Source organism: Companilactobacillus sp. FL22-3, assembly GCF_054881455.1.
The window spans coordinates 121,108-143,631 of the sequence record NZ_JBTYYZ010000007.1 but is presented as its reverse complement, the minus strand read 5'-3'; the positions used below and the strand labels follow the sequence as shown (position 1 = coordinate 143,631).

Annotated in this window: 20 protein-coding genes and 1 riboswitch; of the genes, 5 read left to right on the top strand and 15 right to left on the bottom strand. The window is 37.5% G+C overall.

Annotation, left to right across the window (positions count from 1 at the left end; translation table 11 throughout):
• Nucleotides 1-559: 559 nt before the first annotated feature.
• The 6 genes from ACYT32_RS07970 to ACYT32_RS07945 form a co-directional block, all read right to left on the bottom strand.
• Nucleotides 560-826, bottom strand: a complete 267-nt coding sequence (locus tag ACYT32_RS07970) for a Txe/YoeB family addiction module toxin (RefSeq protein WP_395265487.1) — start codon at nt 824-826, stop codon at nt 560-562.
• Complete coding sequence (locus ACYT32_RS07965; protein WP_395265488.1) at nt 798-1,091, bottom strand: type II toxin-antitoxin system Phd/YefM family antitoxin; 294 nt, start codon at nt 1,089-1,091, stop codon at nt 798-800. Before ACYT32_RS07965 ends, ACYT32_RS07970 begins: the two co-directional genes overlap by 29 nt.
• A 229-nt stretch (nt 1,092-1,320) precedes the next feature.
• Nucleotides 1,321-2,349 (bottom strand): type I glyceraldehyde-3-phosphate dehydrogenase, encoded by a 1,029-nt coding sequence (gene gap / locus ACYT32_RS07960; RefSeq protein WP_395265489.1) that lies wholly within the window; start codon nt 2,347-2,349, stop codon nt 1,321-1,323.
• Between the two features lie 960 nt (nt 2,350-3,309).
• The gene (locus ACYT32_RS07955; RefSeq protein ID WP_395265490.1) at nt 3,310-3,906 is read right to left on the bottom strand and encodes a DJ-1/PfpI family protein; all 597 of its coding nucleotides are present in this window, start codon (nt 3,904-3,906) and stop codon (nt 3,310-3,312) included.
• Nucleotides 3,907-3,968: 62 nt separating this feature from the next.
• Complete coding sequence (locus tag ACYT32_RS07950; protein ID WP_395265491.1) at nt 3,969-6,656, bottom strand: cation-translocating P-type ATPase; 2,688 nt, start codon at nt 6,654-6,656, stop codon at nt 3,969-3,971.
• Nucleotides 6,657-6,844: 188 nt separating this feature from the next.
• Nucleotides 6,845-8,515, bottom strand: a complete 1,671-nt coding sequence (locus tag ACYT32_RS07945) for a hypothetical protein (RefSeq protein WP_395265492.1) — start codon at nt 8,513-8,515, stop codon at nt 6,845-6,847.
• A gap of 345 nt (nt 8,516-8,860) precedes the next feature.
• On the opposite strand from ACYT32_RS07945, the gene ACYT32_RS07940 reads away from it, so the two are divergent.
• From ACYT32_RS07940 to ACYT32_RS07930, 3 genes are all read left to right on the top strand, one after another.
• The gene (locus ACYT32_RS07940; protein ID WP_395265493.1) at nt 8,861-9,541 is read left to right on the top strand and encodes a YjjG family noncanonical pyrimidine nucleotidase; all 681 of its coding nucleotides are present in this window, start codon (nt 8,861-8,863) and stop codon (nt 9,539-9,541) included.
• Between the two features lie 219 nt (nt 9,542-9,760).
• Nucleotides 9,761-10,711 carry a quinone oxidoreductase family protein gene (locus ACYT32_RS07935; RefSeq protein ID WP_395265494.1) on the top strand — a complete coding sequence of 317 codons (951 nt, stop codon included), beginning with the start codon at nt 9,761-9,763 and terminating at the stop codon, nt 10,709-10,711.
• A 488-nt stretch (nt 10,712-11,199) separates the two neighbouring features.
• Entirely contained in the window at nt 11,200-11,787 is a 588-nt protein-coding gene (locus tag ACYT32_RS07930; RefSeq protein WP_395265495.1) for a tyrosine-type recombinase/integrase, read from the top strand.
• A gap of 177 nt (nt 11,788-11,964) precedes the next feature.
• Here ACYT32_RS07930 and ACYT32_RS07925 read toward each other — a convergent pair whose 3' ends face one another.
• From ACYT32_RS07925 to ACYT32_RS07915, 3 genes are read right to left on the bottom strand one after another with little or no spacing between them, the layout of a single operon-like run.
• Nucleotides 11,965-12,714, bottom strand: a complete 750-nt coding sequence (locus ACYT32_RS07925) for an SDR family oxidoreductase (RefSeq protein WP_395265496.1) — start codon at nt 12,712-12,714, stop codon at nt 11,965-11,967.
• 23 nt (nt 12,715-12,737) lie between these two features.
• Complete coding sequence (locus ACYT32_RS07920; RefSeq protein WP_395265497.1) at nt 12,738-13,748, bottom strand: alpha/beta hydrolase; 1,011 nt, start codon at nt 13,746-13,748, stop codon at nt 12,738-12,740.
• A 1-nt stretch (nt 13,749) separates the two neighbouring features.
• Entirely contained in the window at nt 13,750-13,968 is a 219-nt protein-coding gene (locus ACYT32_RS07915; protein WP_395265498.1) for a hypothetical protein, read from the bottom strand.
• Nucleotides 13,969-14,085: 117 nt separating this feature from the next.
• Here ACYT32_RS07915 and ACYT32_RS07910 point away from each other — a divergent pair, with 117 nt between their 5' ends.
• Entirely contained in the window at nt 14,086-14,964 is an 879-nt protein-coding gene (locus ACYT32_RS07910) for a LysR family transcriptional regulator (RefSeq protein ID WP_461793391.1), read from the top strand.
• Between the two features lie 89 nt (nt 14,965-15,053).
• The gene (locus ACYT32_RS07905) at nt 15,054-15,587 is read left to right on the top strand and encodes a P-loop NTPase family protein (protein WP_395265500.1); all 534 of its coding nucleotides are present in this window, start codon (nt 15,054-15,056) and stop codon (nt 15,585-15,587) included.
• A 154-nt stretch (nt 15,588-15,741) separates the two neighbouring features.
• Here the strand turns inward: ACYT32_RS07905 and ribH are convergent, their stop codons facing one another.
• The 6 genes from ribH to gntK form a co-directional block, all read right to left on the bottom strand.
• Nucleotides 15,742-16,212, bottom strand: coding sequence for a 6,7-dimethyl-8-ribityllumazine synthase (ribH, locus tag ACYT32_RS07900; protein ID WP_395265501.1), 471 nt, complete (start codon nt 16,210-16,212; stop codon nt 15,742-15,744).
• A gap of 4 nt (nt 16,213-16,216) precedes the next feature.
• A complete protein-coding gene (ribA, locus tag ACYT32_RS07895) occupies nt 16,217-17,428 on the bottom strand; it encodes a GTP cyclohydrolase II (protein WP_395265502.1) in 1,212 nt (403 codons plus the stop codon).
• Nucleotides 17,415-18,029 (bottom strand): riboflavin synthase, encoded by a 615-nt coding sequence (locus ACYT32_RS07890; RefSeq protein ID WP_395265503.1) that lies wholly within the window; start codon nt 18,027-18,029, stop codon nt 17,415-17,417. The genes ribA and ACYT32_RS07890 overlap by 14 nt, the downstream gene beginning before the upstream one ends.
• A 3-nt stretch (nt 18,030-18,032) precedes the next feature.
• Nucleotides 18,033-19,097, bottom strand: coding sequence for a bifunctional diaminohydroxyphosphoribosylaminopyrimidine deaminase/5-amino-6-(5-phosphoribosylamino)uracil reductase RibD (ribD, locus tag ACYT32_RS07885; RefSeq protein WP_395265504.1), 1,065 nt, complete (start codon nt 19,095-19,097; stop codon nt 18,033-18,035).
• A 153-nt stretch (nt 19,098-19,250) separates the two neighbouring features.
• Nucleotides 19,251-19,380: riboswitch (FMN riboswitch) on the bottom strand.
• A 153-nt stretch (nt 19,381-19,533) separates the two neighbouring features.
• Nucleotides 19,534-20,889, bottom strand: a complete 1,356-nt coding sequence (locus tag ACYT32_RS07880) for a gluconate:H+ symporter (protein WP_395265505.1) — start codon at nt 20,887-20,889, stop codon at nt 19,534-19,536.
• Between the two features lie 67 nt (nt 20,890-20,956).
• The gene (gene gntK / locus ACYT32_RS07875; RefSeq protein ID WP_395265506.1) at nt 20,957-22,504 is read right to left on the bottom strand and encodes a gluconokinase; all 1,548 of its coding nucleotides are present in this window, start codon (nt 22,502-22,504) and stop codon (nt 20,957-20,959) included.
• Nucleotides 22,505-22,524: the final 20 nt, after the last annotated feature.

The window sequence follows — 22,524 nt, the reverse complement described above, 5'->3', positions numbered from 1 at the left end:
AGATTAACTTTCTATAAAATAACTAGTAAATTCAATAAAAAATCGAATTCAATAAAAAAACAATATTATCAGATTATTCAATGGAAAGAATCGGGTTTAAGAAAACAATCTTATATTGATACTGGCCAGATTTTAAGAATCGAAAAGAATAGTATCGGTCCGATAACTGAAATAGGAGAATTAACTAATATTGATATTCAGGGATTAGCTGATTTTATCAATAATAAAAAATGATAGAATAACTTTTCTTACGCAAATAAAACGCCACATAATCTAAATTTACAGATCATGTGGCGTTTTGTGATTTTCTAATCTCGATTATAGTGCCCATTTATCAATAATCAAACGTCCAATTTCTTGCTAATGAGCTTCAAGAGCAAAGCGACCACCATCGATAGGATGTCATGATAAATATTACTCCTCATGGTAAAGATGATTGGAGTTTCGGTAATGGTGAGGCTCAGTTTACGAATGGAAAGTTATAATTGAATAATATCAGAAATACACAAAAAGCAGTCATCTCGAATGATTTCATATCCGAGATAACTGCTTTTATTGATTATTCGTAATGATTCCCAGCCGAATAAATATAAACTATTTTGTGTTCTTCATCGATTGAATAAACTATCCTATGTTGAATATTAAGTCTTCTAGAATAATAATTATTTTCTGGAGGGACCAGTCTTTCGAAACTATCAGATGGATCAGATGGATTATCAGATAATTTTTGGACTATTTCGTCAAACTTCTTTCGTAATGGACTATGCTTTAGTTTTTTCAAGTCGCCCCTAGATGACTTACGAAATTTCACCTGATATTTTGGCATTAGATTTTATCCCAATCAACACCATTAGTAATATCAAGGCCTCCTGAATCATCTTTAGCGGCTTTATGTACTTTATTAAGCGGTTCCCATCATGCATGAGATAAAGTGTCTCTTGCAAGGCTCTATAGTCTTTAGAACTCATAATCACTGCACTGTCCTCTTCGGATCTACCATTAATTTCGATAGGAGTAGAATCCTCATTTACGGATTTGATTATTTTATAAAAATCCTTACGTGCTTGGGTTGGATTGACCGTTCTTTGCATATGACTCTATACCTCCTTTTTTACTAATGAATAATATAATGTACGCTATCAGGTACGTCAATTGATTGACTTACGAAAATATTTATCGCATCAGCTCTATATAATAATTATTCAATGTCGCTATCACTATTGAATTCATTTAAGACACCAAATAGCCACTAAACTTATCTACAAAATGAAGTTTAGTGGCTATTTGAATATGGCAACACTTTAACGACTTAGTATAAACTTAGTCTAAGGTTGCATATTTTTCTAAACAACGAATCATTTGGGCCGTGAAGCCTGATTCATTATCATACCAAGCGGTTACTTTAACAACTTGATCTGCCCCATTGCCAACGATTTGTGTTTGCGTTGGATCAAAAATCGAACCATAAGTCGACCCGATAATATCTGATGAAACAATTTCGTCGTCGTTATAACCAAATGAGATACTGTTATCAGTATGCTTCTTAATACCAGCATTTAGTTCATCCAAAGTAACCTCTTGATCCAAAGTGGCTACAAGTTCAGTCACCGAACCAGTTACAACGGGTACACGTTGCGCATGACCGTCCATCTTACCTTGTAGTTCGGGAATAACTAATCCTAAAGCCTTAGCTGCACCAGTAGTATGTGGAATAATATTTTGGGCAGCGGCACGGGCTGCACGAACATTTCCATTACGCTCGGGACCATCTTGCAACATTTGCGTAGCTGTATAGGCATGAATTGTAGTCATAGATCCAGCCTTGATACCGAATTCTTTGTTTAAAGCGTCTGCTAGTAAGGCAATACAGTTAGTTGTACAGGAGCCAACCGAAGCAATTTTCACATCGTTGGTTAGTGTATCTTCATTGACGCCGTAGACAATTGTAGGCATTTTACCAGAAGGTGCCGAAATTAAAACACGCTTTGCGCCAGCATCTAAATGAGCTTGAGATTTTTCCATCGAAGTATAGAATCCGGTACACTCTAGGACAATATCGACGCCATCGTTTTCAACCCATTGCAAATCTTGAGCATTTCTTTCCGCATACACAGGGATGCGTTTACCGTCGACTATAATCGCATCGTCATCATTGGTAATCGCATCGATCTTAAAATTACCGTGCGCCGTATCATATTTTAAAAGATGTGCCAACATGTGTGGTGAGGTTAAATCATTAATGGCCACTACTTCAAGATCAGTTTGACCCAAACCTTGCAATTCAGCAATTCTACGAAAAGCGAGTCTCCCAATTCTTCCGAAACCATTAATTCCAATTTTAGTTGTCATAAAATTCTCCTTGTTTATACATTATTATTAATTATCAAATTTAGTATATAGACAATCTAAGGTATGGTAAATCAAGAGGTACTAAGCTGGGCCTTAACATACAATATGTCAAAATAGTTGTTTCAAATTGGTCAAAGAGGCTTTTTTTAGTTATCGTTAGTCATATCGAAATTTTTTTCACCAAAATTATCATCCCTAAAATGATATTCCATTTTAAAATAGTCAATTGTGTTTAACTCAAATTTTAAATTGGGGCTAAAAATATACAGCTGATTTTTGCCGTCAAATCAAGGTTTACAGGCTATTCGATACGTCTATCCTTTAAAGGATACATAATCATTTAACCGTGTTATTATTACAATGTGCTTAGGGCATAAGACCTCTTTTATCCATATGTTTCTTCCCCATATCCGGGTAGAAAATAATATCTGATGTGACCTCTATAAAGGTCACAGGTCCGTTAAAGTTTAAGATGAACAAGCTAAGTTTTGTTCAACTTTAAAGACTGATAAGAAGCCAGTGTGGCGATTAGATTTAAAATAAGACCTCACCACTCGTCGAAGTGGTCGTCTGACCCTAAAAGGGATCGAGTTACATGAATAGCATGCTCAAGGCATAAGAAAAAACCTCTTTGTTGACATGTTTCTTCTTTTTCAATGTTAGGTAGAAATGTCTAGTATTTGATGATTGACCTAGGTTATGATTCGGTTTAAAGTTTCAAACAGACGACGGTCTGCGATTCTTTAAAGGAACAAGATGAGGTAACTCCAACAACATAGGTTTGAGACTATCCTTTAATATTTATCGGATAGCCTCTTTTTTTATGCTCAAATTAAAAATACTAATCGATAAGTAGCGTCAACAAAGTAAATTGGCAACCAAAATAGCCACTAAACTTCATTAGTTAGATGAGTTTAGTGGCTATTCAAATGCAAAAAAATTTTAAGAAGATACAAAGGTTTAACGGTAAGTCAATTCTTCATCTGTGTACGGCGGCTCTTTTCGTGCTGGAGCAAAAGAATCATCAGGTACGGCATAATCCAATTGACGTAACACCTCAATCGCAAATTCACGAAAGAACTGACCACTGGCAGTGACGATTCCCTTATCAGCTACAACAACTTTTCGAGTTAGATTCTGTTTGGGGATAAAGGTATTTTCATCATAGGCCTCTTCATATAGCCCTGCCATAAACTTGGTTTGATCCAACAATCCAGCTTTGGCCAATAGAATTGGTGAACTAGAGATCGATGCAATCAGCGGACGTTTACTTTGAGTATTCAGTTGCTTTAAAAAGTCGATATTTCGTCTATCAGCTAAAGGAATATGGTAATCAGTGATCCCGGGAAGAATCAACAATTGATAGTCGAGAGAATCGATTTCGGAGAACTCCTTTTCGGCTAAAGTTTGCATGTGGTCTTCACCTTCATAGAGTTTCTTTTCCGCAGCAACAGTAGTCAATTGCCATTTGTCTTTGGTAAAAGCCAAAGTTTCGGTTAATAAAGCAATTTCGTAGTTACAAAATCCTGGGTACATCATGACTAAGAATCGACGCATAATAAACATCCCTTTTAGTAATATTGCAGCTATTATACTGCTGGACTGCTGTTAAAACTAATTTAGTTCTTATTAGCTTTACGCTGGAAAAATTTAACAATTTCCACAATCAAGATCATTAACAAGCCAGCTCCTAAAACGATACTCCATTGCAGCAGATTCAATTCTGTCACATGGAATAATTTGTTGAAGCCTGGGACAACGATTGTTGCTGCAACCATAATAAATGATGCGACAACTCCTAAGTTAAAGACTCTGTTTCTAAATGGATGGATCTTAAAGATTGACTGATATGTTGATTTAACATTGAAGGCATGGAATAACTGAATCAAAGCTAGAGTTGCATATGCCATGGTTAAAGCATCAGCGTGCATAGCAGCATTACCTGTATGGACTGGGAACATTAAAGCTAAAGCGTAGACACTTAAAGTGATGACACCTTCAAGGATTCCTTGATAAACGATGGCTGAACCAATACCGCCGCTAAGAAAACTTGATTTACGCCCTCTTGGTTTGCGTTTCATAATACCTGGTTCCGTTGGTTCAACTCCTAGAGCAATCGCTGGAAAAGTATCAGTTGCTAAGTTGATCCATAACAATTGAACTGGTAAGAGAATATCCCAGCCAAGAATCGTCATCATAAACAAAGTCAAAACTTCACCTAGGTTGGCTGACAATAAGTATTGAATCGATTTTTGAATATTGGAGAAAACTTTCCGGCCTTCTTCAACAGCGACAATGATCGTAGCAAAGTTATCATCGGCTAAAACCATATCGGAAGCTCCTTTGGAAACTTCGGTACCTGTAATTCCCATCCCAATACCAATATCAGCTGACTTTAAGGCTGGAGCATCGTTAACACCATCGCCTGTCATTGCAACGACTTTGCCCTTTTGTTGCCAAGCATTAACGATTCTTACTTTATGTTCAGGTGAAACACGGGCATAGACTGAATATTGTTTAACTTTTTTGGCAAATTCTTGGTCACTCATCTGATCCAACTGGGCCCCGGTAATAACGGCATCATCATCGCCCGGTTCAATGATTCCCAATCGAGCGGCGATTGCTTCCGCGGTGTCTTGATGATCACCAGTGATCATTAGTGGTCTGATACCAGCATTTTTAGCATCTTCTACCGCTTTAGCAGCTTCCGGACGTTCTGGATCGATCATTCCAACCAATCCGGCAAAGATTAGGTTAGTTTCAACAGTCGATGAATCAAGCGTTTCCGGAATCTTATCAATGATTTTGTAACCCATCGATAGAACCCGTAATGCTTGAGTAGCCATAGATTTATTCTGTTGAAGAATGGCAGCTTGATCTTCGTTAGTAAAGTCACGAATCTGATCAATTTGAGCTTGAATCTTAGTTACACGTTGTAACAACATATCGGGTGCCCCTTTAACAGCTACCAGATATTGTCCATTACTTAATTGATGAATCGTTGACATTAACTTACGTTCTGAATCAAATGGTACTTCAGCCACACGAGGTTCTTTTTTCAATTCGTCTTCGATTTGATAGCCGTGATCAAAGCCAAATTGGACTAATGCTGTTTCGGTAGGGTCACCGACTAAGGCTCCATCACTTTGAATCTTCGTGTCATTGCTAAAAGTCATCACTTGTAAGAGCTTGTCTGCACCAGTGATCTTGTCGCTTGCATCATGCAACTGTCCATATTGATAGAATTTTTCGACGGTCATTTTGTTTTGAGTTAAAGTGCCGGTCTTATCAGAGGCAACAATATCGGTACTACCAAGTGTTTCCACGGCTGGTAACTTTCTCACTAAAGCTTTTCGTTTCGCCATGCGGGTCGTTCCCAATGCTAAGATAATCGTCACGATCGCTGGTAAACCTTCAGGGATGGCAGCTACTGCTAGTGAGATGGCTACTAACATCATTTCAACAATCAATTGATTCATCGGTAAGCCAGTAGGGTTATTGAAGATTCCGACTGCGAAGATGACGGCGGCGATAATCAAAATTAACCAAGTCAAAGTTTTCCCTAAAGAATTGAGATTTTCTTGTAAAGGGGTACTGTTATCTTCGGCTTTGTTGATCATTCCGGCAATGTGTCCGACTTCGGTTTGCATACCAGTGGCGACGATAACTCCTGTTCCTCGACCGTAAGTAACATTACTGTTCATAAAGGCCATATTTTTCCGATCACCTAAAGGAATATCCTCATCTGATAGAACTTGGGTGTCTTTTTCAACTGAAACTGATTCACCGGTTAAAGCTGACTCTTCAATCTTCATTGAAGCCGAGTCGATCAATCTGATATCAGCGGGCACTATATCGCCGGCCTCCAACAAGACGATATCGCCGACGACGAGATTTTCGCTGCTGACAGTCTCCATCTTGCCATTACGACGTACATGTGCTTCCGGAGTGGACATTTCTTTTAGAGCATCAATTGCTTCCTCAGCCTTTGACTCTTGGAAAACCCCAAAAACTGCATTGATAATCACAACTAGAAGAATTAATCCAGCATCAGCCCATTCCTGAGCCACTACACCGGAAATCACTGCCGCAATCAGCAGTACGATAATCATGAAGTCTTTAAATTGGTTGAAGAACTTCTGAACGATAGTCTGCTTCTTGCCTTGGGCTAAGACATTGGGTCCATCAGTAGTCAAACGTTGTTCAGCAACATTTTGGTTCAAACCTTGTTCATCAGTATCGAAGCGTTTTATTAATTCTGTGGTATCTAAAGCATAATAACGAGTGGTACTTTGATTTTCTTTCAATTTGAACTCTCCTCTCGATTTACCGGGTAAAAAAAGAGACTTGCACGCTAAATAGGCGTACAAGTCTCACTTTTTAAGACAAAACCAGACCGAAGTCTTGTTGACGATTTTGTCACAGGCAACCACATCTCTGCAAGTTACTCCCTTGTTTATGGATAGTATAACAGATTAGTCGAAAAAACTATAGCTTAGTATGCATTAATTACTCTATGTCTAATTCTTGCAAATTTTTTCTTAAAAACGACATATCCTAGGCTACCGATTGCCGTTAAAACTGAAAGCAACAGACTGAGTTTTTGAACCAAAGTATAGTGATACTGAACTAAAACCGATCCTTTGCCCTTAAGGACGACTTTGACCAGGCCATGACTACTTTCCATTGGTGTGGTGGCTTTCCCATTTCCAGTCATCGTTGCCTGATAACCTTTATAGTAAAATAAGGGCAAGACGACGGCAGAATTTTCTTTCTTAGTAGAAAAGTTGAATTTAACTTCATTATCGTTGATAGTTGTTCGATCGATATTGATATCTTTTGGATTATATTGTAGCTGGCGACTGGAATTAATCTCGTTGTAATCGACTTTACTTGGCAAATACTCGTGTCCTGCCCCAATCATGAAAGAACTGAGCTCATCATATGAAGAATACGTCTTCAAATCATAAGCAGAAGCTTGGACAGTATCTTGCGATAAATCAAAGCTAAACAGTAATAGTCCTAAGACTAAAGCAGTTTTGAAGTACTTGATGCTCATCAGATGTAAATCATCTTTAGCAATAAAGTAAGCCACGATCAGTGAAATAATTGAGAAGAATCGCCAAGGAAATTGAATCATCTTCAAGGGGTCACCTTTCCAAAAGTTCCAGGGAAAGTATTGTGTGCAGGCGAAAAACAAGCTTAGGGCAATGATGGTCAAACTGAGATTTTCTTTGTGCCAAAAATTATACATCGTATAAGCAACTAAACCTAAAAAAATCACTAAGCCTAAATTAACCGTCGACGCATGGAAAACCTGGTTGTTTAAGGAGTTAGTTACTAGTTGATTCAATGGTAACTTTTCATTATTGATGCTAACGAGTGGATCAGTTGAAAGAGTGAATTTTTGACTCAAAGTTTGCTCGATCAAAGGCAAGTAGAACCAAGCTACTAAACCGAAGTCTAAAACAGCTGCTTTGGCAAAACTGGCAATTATCTTGAGTTTAAAAAAGCTCTGAAAATTCAAGAGCACAAACATTGCCATAAAGGTTATGGCCATTACGAGTGAAATTAAATGCGACATCGCTAAACCGAAGATCGCAAATGCTAAAACGTACCAGTGATTGCGGGCATCGTTTTTAAAGCGGATCATTTCCGACAAAATCAGTGGGAGAAACATCATCCCCAGCAATTCTCCGACATCTTGACGGCTAAAGAGTACTTGCAGACGATAGGCACCCAAAAAGTACAAACTAGTGAACAATAAGGACCGTCTGGTAGAAAAGTCTAGCCGCTTCCCTGCCCAGTAACAAATAACTAAAGTTACAAAGTTGATCAAAACGAGTTCAACTAAGTAAGCAGTGGTCAATGAAACTCCTAACAATTTCAAGATTGCCGCTGGATAAAGGAAAATATCAGGATAGAACATACTGGAAGCATAACCGTAGCCACCACTGAAATAGCCATCCACTTTTGGTAAAAAGTTACCATGCTGAAATGAATATACCAGTGCTTGAATTCGATTGACATGATAATGATAATCGCCAGTTGAGAAGATCAAACCAGTCCGATAATTCAGAATTACAATTGCTGCAATACTCATTAAAACAAACAGCATGCCAATTAAAACGTTGTACTGCATACGTTTGGATAATTTGTTCAACAAAAATCATCTTCTAACTAATTTAAATTAAAAAATCATCCCTATAACATAATTTCTAACGCAAACATTACTGATTTTGATTGCAGCTATAATTTTAGGCAGTTGCTTTCTTGATTCAACTTATAGAAACTGAGTGTTTTCTGAAAAATTATCAGAATTAGTAGCGACCTTTCATCAAATCTTACTCACACTAAGACTTCCGAAATAGTCCTAAGCATGCAGATTTTGGAAGTTCCAATAGACAATCTGAACATTTCTTGCCCCTACAATCAGCCAATATTAATCGAGTTGAAAATGATATAATGAGTAGTAATTATTGTTAAATCAAGTTAACCAGGGGGAGAAGTCATGAAGTATTCAGTTATCTTATTCGATTTGGATCAAACGTTATTTGACACCGACTTAAACGCCGAAAAATCGCTCAAAAAACTCGAATTGCCTTTTTCATTTACATTTACCGATGATCGCATTTTGCACTGGCACCATTTGCAGCAAAAAATGTGGGGTGATTTGGAAAAAGGCAAGTTGTCACGGCAACAACTTAACGACACTCGTTTTCAAGCTTACTTCGATTACTTTGATCAAAAAGTTGACAGCGTAGGTCTGGAACAACAATATGAAGAGATCTTTTATACTCAACATGAATTAATGCCCCATGCCAAAATGCTCTTAGAAACTTTACAAGCAGATTATCAATTAGAAGTAATCTCCAACGGAACAATTTTAAAACAAAAGCAGATGCTCCATAATTCAGCGACTGAACACTACTTTGATAAAATGTTTTTAGCTGAAAATATCGGTTATAGCAAACCAAATGCCAAGTTCTTTGATGCCGTCGTAGATGAACTAAAACCATATCAGAGAAAAGATATGTTAGTAATTGGCGATTCCCTATCGGCTGATATTCAAGGGGCAAATAATGCGTCAATCGATAGTGTTTGGTTCAATCGCTATCAAGTTGCGAATGAAAAAGTCTCACCTACTTATGAAGTATCAGATTTGAAAGATATTATTAAAATTTTGGAGTAAACTAACCGCTACTGAATTAACAGACTTAAAGAATATTTTTATAAGTTTTCAAAAAAATGGATTGTTCCCCGTATTCTATAGGAGACAATCCATTTTTTTAGGTAATTGGTTTCAAAACTTCCAAGATAGATATTCCTTGCCTTAACGTATTTACACTATCTTTGCAAATTTCATATAATAATGCTAATTTCTGTTTAAACAGAAAAGAGGCGTTTCATTATGAAGGCAGCAGTTATTGACAAATTAGGTCAAAGACCCGTATATAAAGATTTTAAAAATCCGATTGCATCAGGCAACAGTGTGGTTATTGACGTTTCTACAGCCTCATTGAATAATCTGGCTAAGCTACGTGCAACTGGTCAACACTATTCTTCGCCAAAAACATATCCGAATGTCGCCGGTATGGATGGAGTTGGATTATTAGATAGCCAAAGAGTCTATTTTTTCACAACAGTGGCTCCCTTTGGGGCTTTTGCTGAACAAACTTTAGTTGATAAAAGTCAGATCATACCAGTACCAGATGAGGTCGATGATATAATGGCAGCAGCTATTGCCAATCCTGGAATGTCATCATGGACCGCTTTAGTTAAACGAATTCACTTAAAGAAAGGCCAGACAGTCTTAATAAATGGAGCTACTGGCAGTGCTGGTAGCTTAGCTGTTAAGATTGCTTACAGTTTAGGTGCAAAAAAAGTTATCGTCACCGGACGTAATGCTGAAAAGTTGTCAAAATTGGGTGCCGATGCTTTTGTCGCATTTGATGTGACAACTCCTCAAGGCAGAGAAAAGTTTATTAAAGACTTACAACCATATCTAATTGATAAAGTTGACGCTGTTATTGATTACTTGTGGGGCGACAGTGCTTTAGCAATAATCAATGCCATTGCAGTCGCTCCGGGAAATTACCCAACACGCTTTGCTAATCTTGGACAATCCGCAAATCAGCCTGATATTGATCTGCCATCTGCCTTTTTACGGGCTTCCGGTATCGAGTTATTAGGAAGTGGTATCAAAAGTGTGACCGATAAAGATTACCTAGAAGGAATCAGTTATGTTTTTGATTTGACTGCTAAGGGAGAGCTGACTACTCCATTTGAAACTTATAAGTTGGAAGATATTGATTTAGCTTGGGACAAACCGATTACTCCCCGACCTATTCTACTTATCTAAATATGTATTAAATACAGTAAAAAAACTATAAGGCATGTTCTCTTTACGCAGGGAGACATACTTTTTTTGAGACTTCTTGATTGTCATTATACAGTTGATTTGTGGCTCTAGAATATTGGTCCGAATTCTATCTTTTAAGGACCTAATTTTGATGGTGCTGAGAGGCGCATTCTATGAAACGTCAATGGGTAGTTGACCGTTAAATATGGCAACCGACTCTTAGAATCAAGATTTGTAAAAATAGCTAAATTTTGTCAAAAATAGGGGTTATTTGTAATAAATGACCCCTGTAAAACATTGACGCATCAGTCTCAAAAAATTACAATATAAGTCTAGGGGTTATTTATCATTAATACTTAATAATAGTCCCCGTTATAAATAACCTATAAAACGGCCTATTTTACCCTTTAAAATCGAAATTGTCGTAAAACAAAGATTAATGGATGACCATTTTAGTAATTTATAGATTGAATTTGAATGGAGAAATAATGAAACAATTAGTTTTACCGATTAAAGACAGTAATATTTTAAGTGAAGTTCAAGATACGTTATTACGCAATTTTAAATATGGCAGAAGAAATTACACGATTTTCCAAACTGGCAAGGCTACCCTACTTCGAGTTTCAGATGTCTTGGCTTTAAAATATAACGATGTGTTTGATAATTATGACGAGTTGAGAAAAACGGCCTTTATTCACGATAAAAAAACGGGCAAACCGAACACTTTGTATTTGAAACCGATCACTCGCGATTTATTGATCTATCAAAAATGGCTGTTGGAAAACAAAGTGAAATCAGATTGGCTCTTCCCATCTATGCAAAGGCTAGACCGGCACATAACTGAAAAGCAGTTTTATAAAGTAATGGCCAAAACCGGTGATTTACTTGATATTAATTATTTGGGTACCCATACTATGAGGAAAACTGGAGCCTATCGGGTTTACGTTCAGTCAAATTATAATATTGGTTTGGTTATGCGGTTATTGAACCACAGTAGTCAACAGATGACCTTGGCATATTTGGGATTGGATCAGGAATCACGTGAAGCTATGTTGGATCAGATTGATTTTGGATAATTATTAATAATCAAAAAATTACAACTATTTACATAATTGAAGTATAGAATTGAAAAAGCATATTCATTTTATAATAGTTTTAAAATAGTTTCGTTAATAAAATACCGTTTAATTAAGACAACTTTTGGTAGTTATCTAATTAAACGGTATTTTATATTAGCTTCAATCTCGATTAAATTAAACTTCTTGACCAGTAGGTCTAATAACCATTTCATTGACGGCCATATTCTTAGGTGTATTGATCACAAATGCTACTGCTTCCGCAATTTCCTCTGGTTGTAAGGCTTGCATATCCGCTCCAGGAAGATTCTTCAAACTCTCAAGCTGTTCTTTTATCTCTTGATTATTGATAGAATTGAATAATTCAGTCTGAACAGTACCCGGAGCAATAACGGTTGTCTTAATATTATTAGTCCGTTCTTCTTGGCGAAGGCCTTCCATAATTGCACGTACAGCGTATTTACTACCTGAGTATGCTGCATAACCTGGCAACACTTCATATCCTAAAACGGATGAAGTAGTAATGATGTGACCACTTTGCTGCTTTTTCATTACAGGTAAAACCGCTGCAATACCATTCAAAACACCCTTAATATTGATATCCATAATATTCTGCCATTCATCGCGAGCAATCGCATCTAAATTATTGACTGGCATGATACCAGCATTGTTAAACATCACATCAACTCGGCCATATTTTTCAACAGTTTTGTCAATCACATTTTGCACTTCATCAGCCTTTGAAACGTCAGCTGCAACAGGTAAGATTTCTGCTCCAACATTATTTTGAACAATTTTCTCCAATCGATTCATTCTCCGGGCAGCAATGGTTAATTTGGCTCCACTTTTTGCCAAAAGATTAGCTGTTGCTTCACCTATTCCACTAGAAGCTCCCATTATTACTACCACTTTATTTTTTAAAGTCATATTCTCTACTCCTCTTATGATTATTACAAGTTTTCTTTAAAGAATGAATCAAATTTATCAAAAGGAATCTTATCCATCTGATCATACAAATCAACATGGTCAGCACCTGGTACAACGACTAATTCTTTATGATCTTTGATACGATTGTATGATTCTTCTGCCATATAACGGGAATGGGCTTTCTCACCGGTTACGATTAAAACAGGACGTGGTGAAATTTCATCGATATGTGCTTGCAAGTGGAAATTGTAGTATCCCCATGGAGTTGTGGCGGTCCAACCATTAGTCGAATTTACGGAACGTGGATGGAAAGCGCGGCCTTTATAATAGTTGAAGAAAGCTGCTGTTACTGGATCAGCATTTTCTGGTAATTTGTCGGGTAGACCAACCATGTCTGTCATAGGCTTGTTGTTAGCATCAAAGTTCAATTCATGAGGGCCATTTGCTAAAGTTCCCTTGTCAGCGTCAATCCAACGTTGTTGTGCTAAATAATCTTTTTCAATTTTCCGTTGTTCGTCAGTTTTGGGATTAAAATTCAAACCTTTCCACATAGAATCTGACATATCATACATAACTGAGGTTGCCACAGCCTTGATTCTTGTGTCAATTGAAGCTGCTGTTAAAGCGTGTGAACCGATACCACAAATACCGATAGCCCCAATTCTTTCTCTATCAACAAACTTCTGCATTCCTACAAAATCGACAGCTGCCGAAAAGTCCTCTACAAAAATATCAGGCGAAGCAACATTGCGAATTGATCCAGAGCTTTCTCCAGTAGTTGATTGATCAAAAGCTACAGTTACAAATCCTTTTTCAGCTAAAGTTTGAGCATAAAGACCACTTGATTGTTCTTTGACTGCTCCGAAAGGCCCCGAAATTACGATAGCTGAATATTGTTTCATATCATCAAAGTTCAATGGTAAATATAAGTGACCTGCTAAAGTGAATCCATAACGGTTTTGAAATCGTACGTTTTGCACGTCAATTTCGGGATTGATTTTAAAAACTCTAGTGTCGTTTGCTAATTTAGTCATGTCATTTCTCCTCTTGTTGTGAAAATTTATATTGATAACGCAGATAGTCGAGACAGTCCAATTTTTTCTTGGAGCCATGCAGCTGTTCTAAAATATCAGTTCGATATCCTTCTAACAAATTGTTTTGTTCAGTTACTGGTAATCGTAAGAAATTATTTATCCATGAATCAGACAATCCGGCGTCTTTAAGAATCGCAATTATTTCGTTTTTATTCGGCATAAACAATTACGTCCTTTCTATGTCATTTACTATATATGCAATCGGGTGTAATGTTAAATACTGATTAAGTATGATGTGACATAACTTGTATGCATGTCAAAACCATGGAGGACAAAAATGGAATTACAACAATTACAAAACTTCCTCATTGTTGCTCAAGAAGAGAATATTACCCATGCAGCTGAATATCTACACATCTCACAGCCGGCCCTTTCTCGTCAGATCAAAGCATTAGAAAATGAATTTGGTAAAAAGTTGTTAACTAGAGAAAATAAACGTGTAACCCTCACTCCAGATGGAGTTCTTTTGCGAAAACGAGCTAACGAAATTATTAAATTAACCGCTAAAACAACTGCTGAATTATCGGCCAGTAATGATGAAATTGCTGGTGACATTTTATTAGGTGTCAGTGAAACCGATTCAATTCGTTATATTAGTGAACGAGCAAAAGCTTTGATTTCTGATAATCCCAAAGTTACTTTAAAACTTAAAAATGGCGATAATGAATCAATTTTGAACATGGTTAATAATGGATTAGTTGATTTAGGACTCTATTTTGGCAATGTTGACCAAAATATCTATCAGCACATCTCTCTACATCAAATAAATCGGTTTGGAATGTTGATGCGACGGAATAATCCCTTAGCAAAAAAGGCCTTTCTAACTCCAGAAGATTTGCTAGATCAGCCTTTGATTCTTTATCAGGAATCACTTGATAATGGTTTGTTATATGAATGGTTTCATACTCGAGATTTAAATATTGTTGGTACTTTTGGTATGTATTTGAGTGCCCAAAAAATGGTTGAAAGTGATCTGAGTATTGCAATGGTTTTCGATAATTTAGTTGATTATTCAAATACTGACTACATTTGTGTACCTCTTTCACCTGAAATTAAAACCGATGTGAATCTCATTTGGAAAAAATATCAAGTGTTTTCTAAACCTACTAAATTATTTTTGGATTCGATTATTAAAACTCACAGTTTATATAAATGAAAATGTTTTATCAAATTTTCTAATAATTAAGAATCTGGTACTACTATTAAATTAAGTTTGAAATTAGAAAATTAAGGAAGAAAAATCAAATGCAAAAGGTAATTATTTTAGGTTGTCCCGGTACTGAAAAAAGTACTTTTGCTAGAAAGTTACGTGATAAAACTGACCTACCCTTGCTTTATTTGGATTTGCTGTGGCACAAAAAAGATCAAACTAACTATACTAAAGCGGAATTTGACAGCAAATTAAAAAAGATACTTCAAGGCGATAAATGGATCATTGATGGTAATTATCAACGAACGATTGAGATGCGCCTTCAAGCATGTGACACGGTATTTCTATTAGATTATCCTGTCGAAGTTTGTTTGAATGGAGCTGAATCACGTGTTGGCCATCCACGTGAAGACTTGCCATGGGTAGAAAAAGTTTTTGATCCTGAATTTAAAGAATGGATCATTAATTTTTCGAAAGAACAATTGCCGGAAATCTATGAGTTATTACAGCAGTATCAAAATAAAAAACGAATAATTATCTTTAAAAATCGGAATGAAGCTAATAAATTTCTGGATGATTATAATTTCCGCCTCAACACACACTCCAACCAACATCAGCTTGTACTATGAGGTGTTATTTAGTTTACTTTAATTTTGATAATTCATTTCTAGGAATACTCTGATTCTCACCTATATCACAATATTAAAAAGAGAACCCAATAATATCAGGTTCTCTCTTGACTAAAGATTTATTTTAAGATGTCTATTTCCGATTCATAAGCTTTTATTTTTCAAAAATACGCTTTTTTAGATTAACCATCTCTAATAAGCTCAAAGCACAATCACTGCCTTTATTACCACCCTTGAGGCCAGCACGATTCATAGCCTGTTCGATCGTATCAGTTGTAAGAACGCCAAACATGACAGGTGTTTCGATTTTTAAATTGACGTTGGCAATTCCAGTTGACACGCCGTTACAGACATAATCAAAGTGGGATGTCTCTCCTCGTATCACTGCTCCTAATGCGATTAATCCATCATATTGTTGCTTTTTTGCTAATAACTGTGTGACCAAAGGAATTTCAAAAGCTCCTGGTACCCAAGTGACCTCAATATCTTCATCTGACACTCCATTTCTCTTTAGAGTATCAATGGCTCCATTCAATAGCTTCGTTGTAACAAAGTCATTAAATCTGGCTACTACAATACCTACTTTTAGTCCATTCCCGTTGTAACTGCCGCTATATGTTTTCATTTTTTTAATTTACCTCATTCAAATTTAATTGATGATGAAACTTTTGTTGCTTGGTTTTTAAATAATCATAATCGAACTTATTAGCTGGAATTTCTAAGGGTACTCTCTGAATAACTTCAATCCCATAATCAGTCAATTGTTTAACTTTATTGGGATTGTTTGTTAATAATTTTATTTTATTAACTCCTAATTGATGCAAAATGATACTGGCTTGATTGTAATTTCTGCCATCAGCAGAGAAACCAAGCTGTACATTGGCATCATAAGTATCGACCCCATTTTCTTGTAAATGATAAGCCTTTAGTTTGTTGAATAAGCCAATTCCACGGCCTTCTTGAGGTAAATAGAGAATTAATCCAGAGCCATTATTTTCCAATTCCCTCATCGCATGATGTAGTTGTGCGCCACAATCACAGCGTAAAGATCCAAACACATCGCCTGTAAAACACTCCGAATGTAATCGAACTAAAACTGGCTTTTGTGTGTCAAGATCTCCCTTTTGTAAGGCTAAAGTAATTTGATTTTGACCAGGCACTTTAAAACCAGTTAACTTAAAATCACCATATTTAGTGGGCAAATTAACTGTGGGTGTCGGTTCTAGCCTTTTTAAACTTTTTTTAACTAAGTATTGTGTTACTTCTTCAATCGTCAACATCGGAATTCGTAAACCTTCAGCTAAAGATTTGAGATTCTTTCGGCGTGCCATCAAGCCATCTTTTTTAACCACTTCACAAATGTATGCGACTGGTGATTCGCCGGTTAATCTTGCCAATTCAATTGCGGCTTCGGTATGTCCTCGTCGTTCCAGTAAGCCTTCTTTTCGACTAATCAGAGGAAAAATATGCCCTGGATGATAAAAATCAGCTTGACGACTTTGAGGATTAGCGATTGCCCGTATGGTTCTGGCCCGATCTTGGGCTGAAATTCCAGTGGTGGTACTTTTGTGATCCATAGACACGGTAAAGGCAGTTCCAAAAGCATCGTTTTCGCTCGTCATTAACTTCAAGTCTAATCTATCCGCAACTTCTGGTGCTACAGGCACACACAGTAAGCCCCGGGCGGAAGTTATCATTCGATTCACACTTTCAGTTGTAGCTTTACTTGCTAGACCAACCATATCGCCTTCCGCTTCTCTAGTTTCATCATCAGCTAAAATAATCAAACCACCATTTTTTAAAGTCGCAATTGCAGTTTCAACTTTACTATTTGTATCCATTCAATTTCACCCCTAAATCCATTTGTCGAACTAAATATTTTCCTAAAATATCTGTTTCAACATTGACCTTATCGTGTTTCTTTAAATTACCTAAAACTGTGTTCTCCCTTGTGTACGGAATCAAATCTACTTCAAAAGAATCTCCAGTTGTCAAAACAACAGTTAAACTGACGCCATCAATCGCAATGGAACCTTTTTCAACTACGAATTGCTGGTATGCTTTTGGTAAAGAAAATATTAATTTTAAAGCATTTTGATCGGCTTGCTGTTCGATGAGCTCTGTACAAAAATCAACATGTCCTTGTACGATGTGACCATCAATTCGATCTTGAAGCCGTAAAGCCTTTTCTAAATTGACCTGTTGATTCACACATAGATCTTTTAAATTGGTCCGTTTGATGCTTTCTGGCATGACTTCCACATCAAAATTCGTCTTATCTTTATTTACAACTGTTAAGCAAACACCATCAATCGCAATACTGTCACCATTTTTGACTTTATCAATCCAAAGTTCTGATGTTTTAATACTCAATTGAAGATTTTTTTGGACTTGCTGAATATTTTGAATGATGCCTTGGGTTTGTACTATCCCGGAAAACATTGCTTATTCCTCTTTTCTTAGTGCACTTATTCTCAAGTTATCGTCGAAATACTTTATTTTTGGTTTTGTAAAGTGGATGTCCCGACCCAATCCAGCCTGATTAACCACCGCTGGCAATGCATTTCCGCCAAAGATTCTTGGTGCAAGATAACTGATCCACTGTTCGATTAAATGGTTCTGAACGAATTGGGCTTGTAAATATGAGCCGCCTTCTACTAGCAGTGATTGCCAACCCTTTTTATAACAAAAAGCAACGATATTTTGCGGTATCCAATTTCCTTTTAAGACATGCACGTTTTCGTATTTTGCCAGTCGATTATTCGTAGTGTCTTGTTTGACCAATAGCCAAGTTTCTACTGATTTATCTTGTAAGAGACTCTTGTTCAAAATCGTTGCGGCATCTGTTAAGACAATTAATCTGACCGGTGGATGAGCCATTTTTATAGTTCTTACTGTTAATTTTGGATCATCAATTTTTAAAGTATGTTCTCCAATTAGTATGGCTTGGTGTTGAGCCCGAAGTTTTTGACTATCTACAAAGCTATCTTTATTAGAAATAATAGTTCTTTGAGCATGCCCTTGATTGATCTTTCCATCCAAAGTCATCGCGACTTTTAAAGTTACCCAAGGTCGTTGCCAACGATAAAAGAAGTTGTAGTGCGGATTCAATTTTTCCACTTTATCTTTTAAAATATCTTTGACGACTGTCACCCCATGTTGAATTAGATAATCTGCACCCTTTCCCATTACAATCGGATGTGGGTCTAATTGACCGATTACCACTTTCTTAATCCCGGCCTCGACGATTCGATGGGAACAAGGTGGTGTTTTTCCAAAATGAGAACATGGCTCGAGTGTTACAAACAATGTTGCACCTTGACTCTGTTCATTGGTCACCTGTTTTAAAACATCGACTTCAGCATGATCTCCGCCAAAATAATGGTGATATCCTTTGGCTATTACCTGATTGTCCTTTACCAAAATGGCTCCGACTTGGGGATTTTGAAAAGTTGCTACTCCACCAAGTTTGGCCTGTTCAATTGCTAAATTCATATAATCATTTAACAAATTACACCTCCTAGAATAAAAAAAGACCTCATTATCTTTTTTTGATAACGAGGTCTTGTGATGGATTGCCAAATAGATTTCACCAGTAGGAATCACCAAATAAGACTATAAATAGCCATTTTTAGTCACTACTGCCTAATAAATAAAGCAATAATTTTTCTTCTCCCATCCAGACTTTACTGTCGGTCCCAGACTTGCACTGGGTCAACCGCTTGCGCGGGTCACGGACTTCAACTAGGTTGTTACCGTCGGTCGGGAATTACACCCTGCCCCGAAGAAATCATATTCAGTTTTCATAAATACAATAATAATAAGTATAATTTTTGTCAAGTCTGTCCTTAATCTTGACAAGATACCAATCTGGTCAGTGGGAAGGATTTCTGCCCTTTTCAAAAATAAAAAGACAGGATTCGTCCTGCCTTTTGAAGAGATTATTTTAAATAACTAAGCTGAGTAATAATACGCCGATCAGACCAACTACGGAAATAATTGTTTCCAAAACTGTCCATGTCAATAAGGTTTCTTTAATCGTCAGATCAAAATATTCTTTGAACATCCAAAAACCTGCATCATTCACATGTGAGGCAGCTAAGGAACCAGCACCGATGGCCAAAACCATCAAGGCTGAGTTTATACCTGATGATTGCATTAATGGTAAGACCAAGCCGGCAGCGGTCAATGAAGCTACCGTAGCAGACCCTAGTGCCACTCTTAGAACTACGGCAATTAACCAACCGAGAAGCAATGGTGATAAGTTGGAACCGGAGAATAATTTCATAACTGCATTTCCGACGCCGCCATCGATTAAGACTTGTTTAAAAGCACCGCCACCACCGATAATTAGTAGCAACATAGCGATTGATTTGACTGCTTCTTCAACTGAATGCATGATCTCTGGGGTCTTAAATCGTCTTGCCCATCCCATAGTGTACATGGCTAATAGTAGTGAAATTGTCATTGAGATTGAAGGCGTTCCAATAAAGGCAATGATTGAATCTAAGGTTGTGAGGTTCTTAGGCAAATGTCCATTGTTAAACATTAATTGATAAATTGTTGTAATGGCCATCAAGATAACTGGAAATAATGATGTCAAAACTGAAATACCAAATCCTGGTGTCTCATCAAGTTTAAATTCTTTTTGTGGTCCCAATGCTGATAAATTACCTTTACGATCAAAAGCTTTTGGGGCTAATTTTTCAGCAACTTTTGTATATACGGGACCGGCAACGATAACAGCTGGAATAGCGACGATAATACCATAAAGTAAAACGTGACCAGCATTAGCACCAAGTACTGCACTGATTGCGGTTGGAGCTGGATGTGGTGGCAGGAATCCGTGGGTGACAGACAAGGCTGCGGCCATTGGAATTCCCAAGTACAGAATTGACACTCCGGCCTCTACGGCAATGGCAAAGACAATCGGTACCAACAGTACCATTCCGACTTCGAAGAATAAGGCAATTCCGATAATAAATGAAGCTAAAACGATTGCTAGTTGTAATCTTTTTTTACCGAATCTTTGAATCAAGGTGTGGGCAATGCGATAGGCTCCACCCGCATCAGCGACTAAGCGTCCTAACATTGCTCCAAAACCAAAGACGATTGAAAGTTCGCCTAATTGACTCCCGATCCCGTTTTGGATACTCGTGGCAATTTTTGTCAGGGGGATCCCTAATCCCACTCCGACTGCGATTGAAGTTATGATCAAGGAGACAAAGGTATTCATTTTAACTCTGATGATCAATAATAAAAGTAGTGCAATCCCCAATATCAATACAATAAAAGGTGTCATAATAAACCTCCATCAGCTGGGTACATGCTTGCGCATCAGCTTTTATTAATCCCCGTCTAAAGACGAGTTATTTTTGTTTTTCCTGCATGTGTTTCTTTTGAAACTCGGCAATACTCTTATATTCTGGAGCAAGGATTTTCGACAAGCGAATCCAGATTGGTAATAATTCACGATATACTGGAAAGTTTTTTTCGTCTGGATGATGAACATTAGTTACGCCAATCATATTTTTAACCGCTGAAAGATCATCGATATAACCAAGTGCATACATCCCCAGTACTGCTGCTCCAAGGCAAGAGCTTTCAAAACTTTCCGGGATCGTAACATCTTGTTCAAAAATATCGGCCAGCATTTGTCTCCACAAAGCAGAACGGGCGAATCCACCTGTTGCTTGAATGCTCTTAGGTTTGCCGGCGACGCCTTCAATCATCAACATAACCATGTAGAGATTATAGACGATGCCTTCCAAAGCGGCTCTGACCATATGGGCACGTGTATGTTGACGTGTTAAACCAAAGAACGATCCTCTGGCATAGGCATTCCAAATTGGTGCCCGCTCGCCACCTAAGTATGGGTGGAATAGCAAGCCATCAGAACCAGCTGGAATTTTTTCAGCAATCTGAGTCAAGATATCGTATGAAGAGACTTGCATCTGTTCAGCGGTGATTTTTTCGGGTGCAAACAATTGATCACTGACCCAGCGAAATACGATTCCACCGTTATTGACCGGACCACCTACAACCCACTTATCCTTAGTTAGGGCATAACAGAATAAGTTTCCATTGGGATCAACTACCGGCTTGTCGACCACTACTCGGACTGCGCCAGATGTTCCGATCGTAACAGCGACGACACCAGGATCAATCGCATTAACGCCCAAATTGGAAAGTACCCCATCACTGGCTCCAAAAACAAATGGGACTGTTTCGCTGATACCTAGTAATTGACCGTAATTCTCGTTGATTCCAGTGATTGAGTCAGTCGGTTCAACTAATTGAGGTAATTTATCTGGTGTGATGTCGAGTAAGTCGAGGGCCTGTTTTTCCCAGTCTAGTTTGAAGATATTGAACATCCCCGTTGCCGAAGCAATCGAGTATTCCATTTTATATTCACCGAATAAACGGAAAAAGACATATGTTTTCAAATCGATAAATTTCTTAGCTCGTTGATATAAATCAGGCTGTTCATTCTTTAACCAGAGCATTTTTGAGAGCGGTGCCATCGGATGAATCGGTGTACCGGTCTTGGCATAGATTTCAGCTCCGAGACCATTTTGCTTGAGCTCTTCACTGTATGCTGCAGCACGATTATCAGCCCAAGTTATTGCCCGAGTTAACGGTTGATCGTTTTCATCCATCAAAATTAGACTGTGCATGGCTGAAGAAAAGGAAACTCCTTTGAGCTCATCAGGTTTCACTTGACCTTTACGCATGACTTGACCCAGTACTTCAACGACAGCGTTAAAAATATCCTCTGGATCTTCCTCGGCCATATCGGGAGTATCTTGATATAGTTGATAACCTTTGTTCGCATACTCGATAACTTTTCCATTCATGTCATACAAAACTGCTTTAGTACTAGTCGTACCTATGTCTGCGCCAATCATATATTCCATTTGAAATTCCTCCTGGTTCA

Coding starts and splice junctions, on each gene's coding strand:
- ACYT32_RS07970 (WP_395265487.1), bottom strand. CDS start 826: ATGCCAAAATATCAGGTGAAATTTCGTAAGTCATCTAGGGGCGACTTG.
- ACYT32_RS07965 (WP_395265488.1), bottom strand. CDS start 1,091: ATGCAAAGAACGGTCAATCCAACCCAAGCACGTAAGGATTTTTATAAA.
- gap (WP_395265489.1), bottom strand. CDS start 2,349: ATGACAACTAAAATTGGAATTAATGGTTTCGGAAGAATTGGGAGACTC.
- ACYT32_RS07955 (WP_395265490.1), bottom strand. CDS start 3,906: ATGCGTCGATTCTTAGTCATGATGTACCCAGGATTTTGTAACTACGAA.
- ACYT32_RS07940 (WP_395265493.1), top strand. CDS start 8,861: ATGAAGTATTCAGTTATCTTATTCGATTTGGATCAAACGTTATTTGAC.
- ACYT32_RS07935 (WP_395265494.1), top strand. CDS start 9,761: ATGAAGGCAGCAGTTATTGACAAATTAGGTCAAAGACCCGTATATAAA.
- ACYT32_RS07930 (WP_395265495.1), top strand. CDS start 11,200: ATGAAACAATTAGTTTTACCGATTAAAGACAGTAATATTTTAAGTGAA.
- ACYT32_RS07925 (WP_395265496.1), bottom strand. CDS start 12,714: ATGACTTTAAAAAATAAAGTGGTAGTAATAATGGGAGCTTCTAGTGGA.
- ACYT32_RS07920 (WP_395265497.1), bottom strand. CDS start 13,748: ATGACTAAATTAGCAAACGACACTAGAGTTTTTAAAATCAATCCCGAA.
- ACYT32_RS07915 (WP_395265498.1), bottom strand. CDS start 13,968: ATGCCGAATAAAAACGAAATAATTGCGATTCTTAAAGACGCCGGATTG.
- ACYT32_RS07910 (WP_461793391.1), top strand. CDS start 14,086: ATGGAATTACAACAATTACAAAACTTCCTCATTGTTGCTCAAGAAGAG.
- ACYT32_RS07905 (WP_395265500.1), top strand. CDS start 15,054: ATGCAAAAGGTAATTATTTTAGGTTGTCCCGGTACTGAAAAAAGTACT.
- ribH (WP_395265501.1), bottom strand. CDS start 16,212: ATGAAAACATATAGCGGCAGTTACAACGGGAATGGACTAAAAGTAGGT.
- ribA (WP_395265502.1), bottom strand. CDS start 17,428: ATGGATACAAATAGTAAAGTTGAAACTGCAATTGCGACTTTAAAAAAT.
- ACYT32_RS07890 (WP_395265503.1), bottom strand. CDS start 18,029: ATGTTTTCCGGGATAGTACAAACCCAAGGCATCATTCAAAATATTCAG.
- ACYT32_RS07880 (WP_395265505.1), bottom strand. CDS start 20,889: ATGACACCTTTTATTGTATTGATATTGGGGATTGCACTACTTTTATTA.
- gntK (WP_395265506.1), bottom strand. CDS start 22,504: ATGGAATATATGATTGGCGCAGACATAGGTACGACTAGTACTAAAGCA.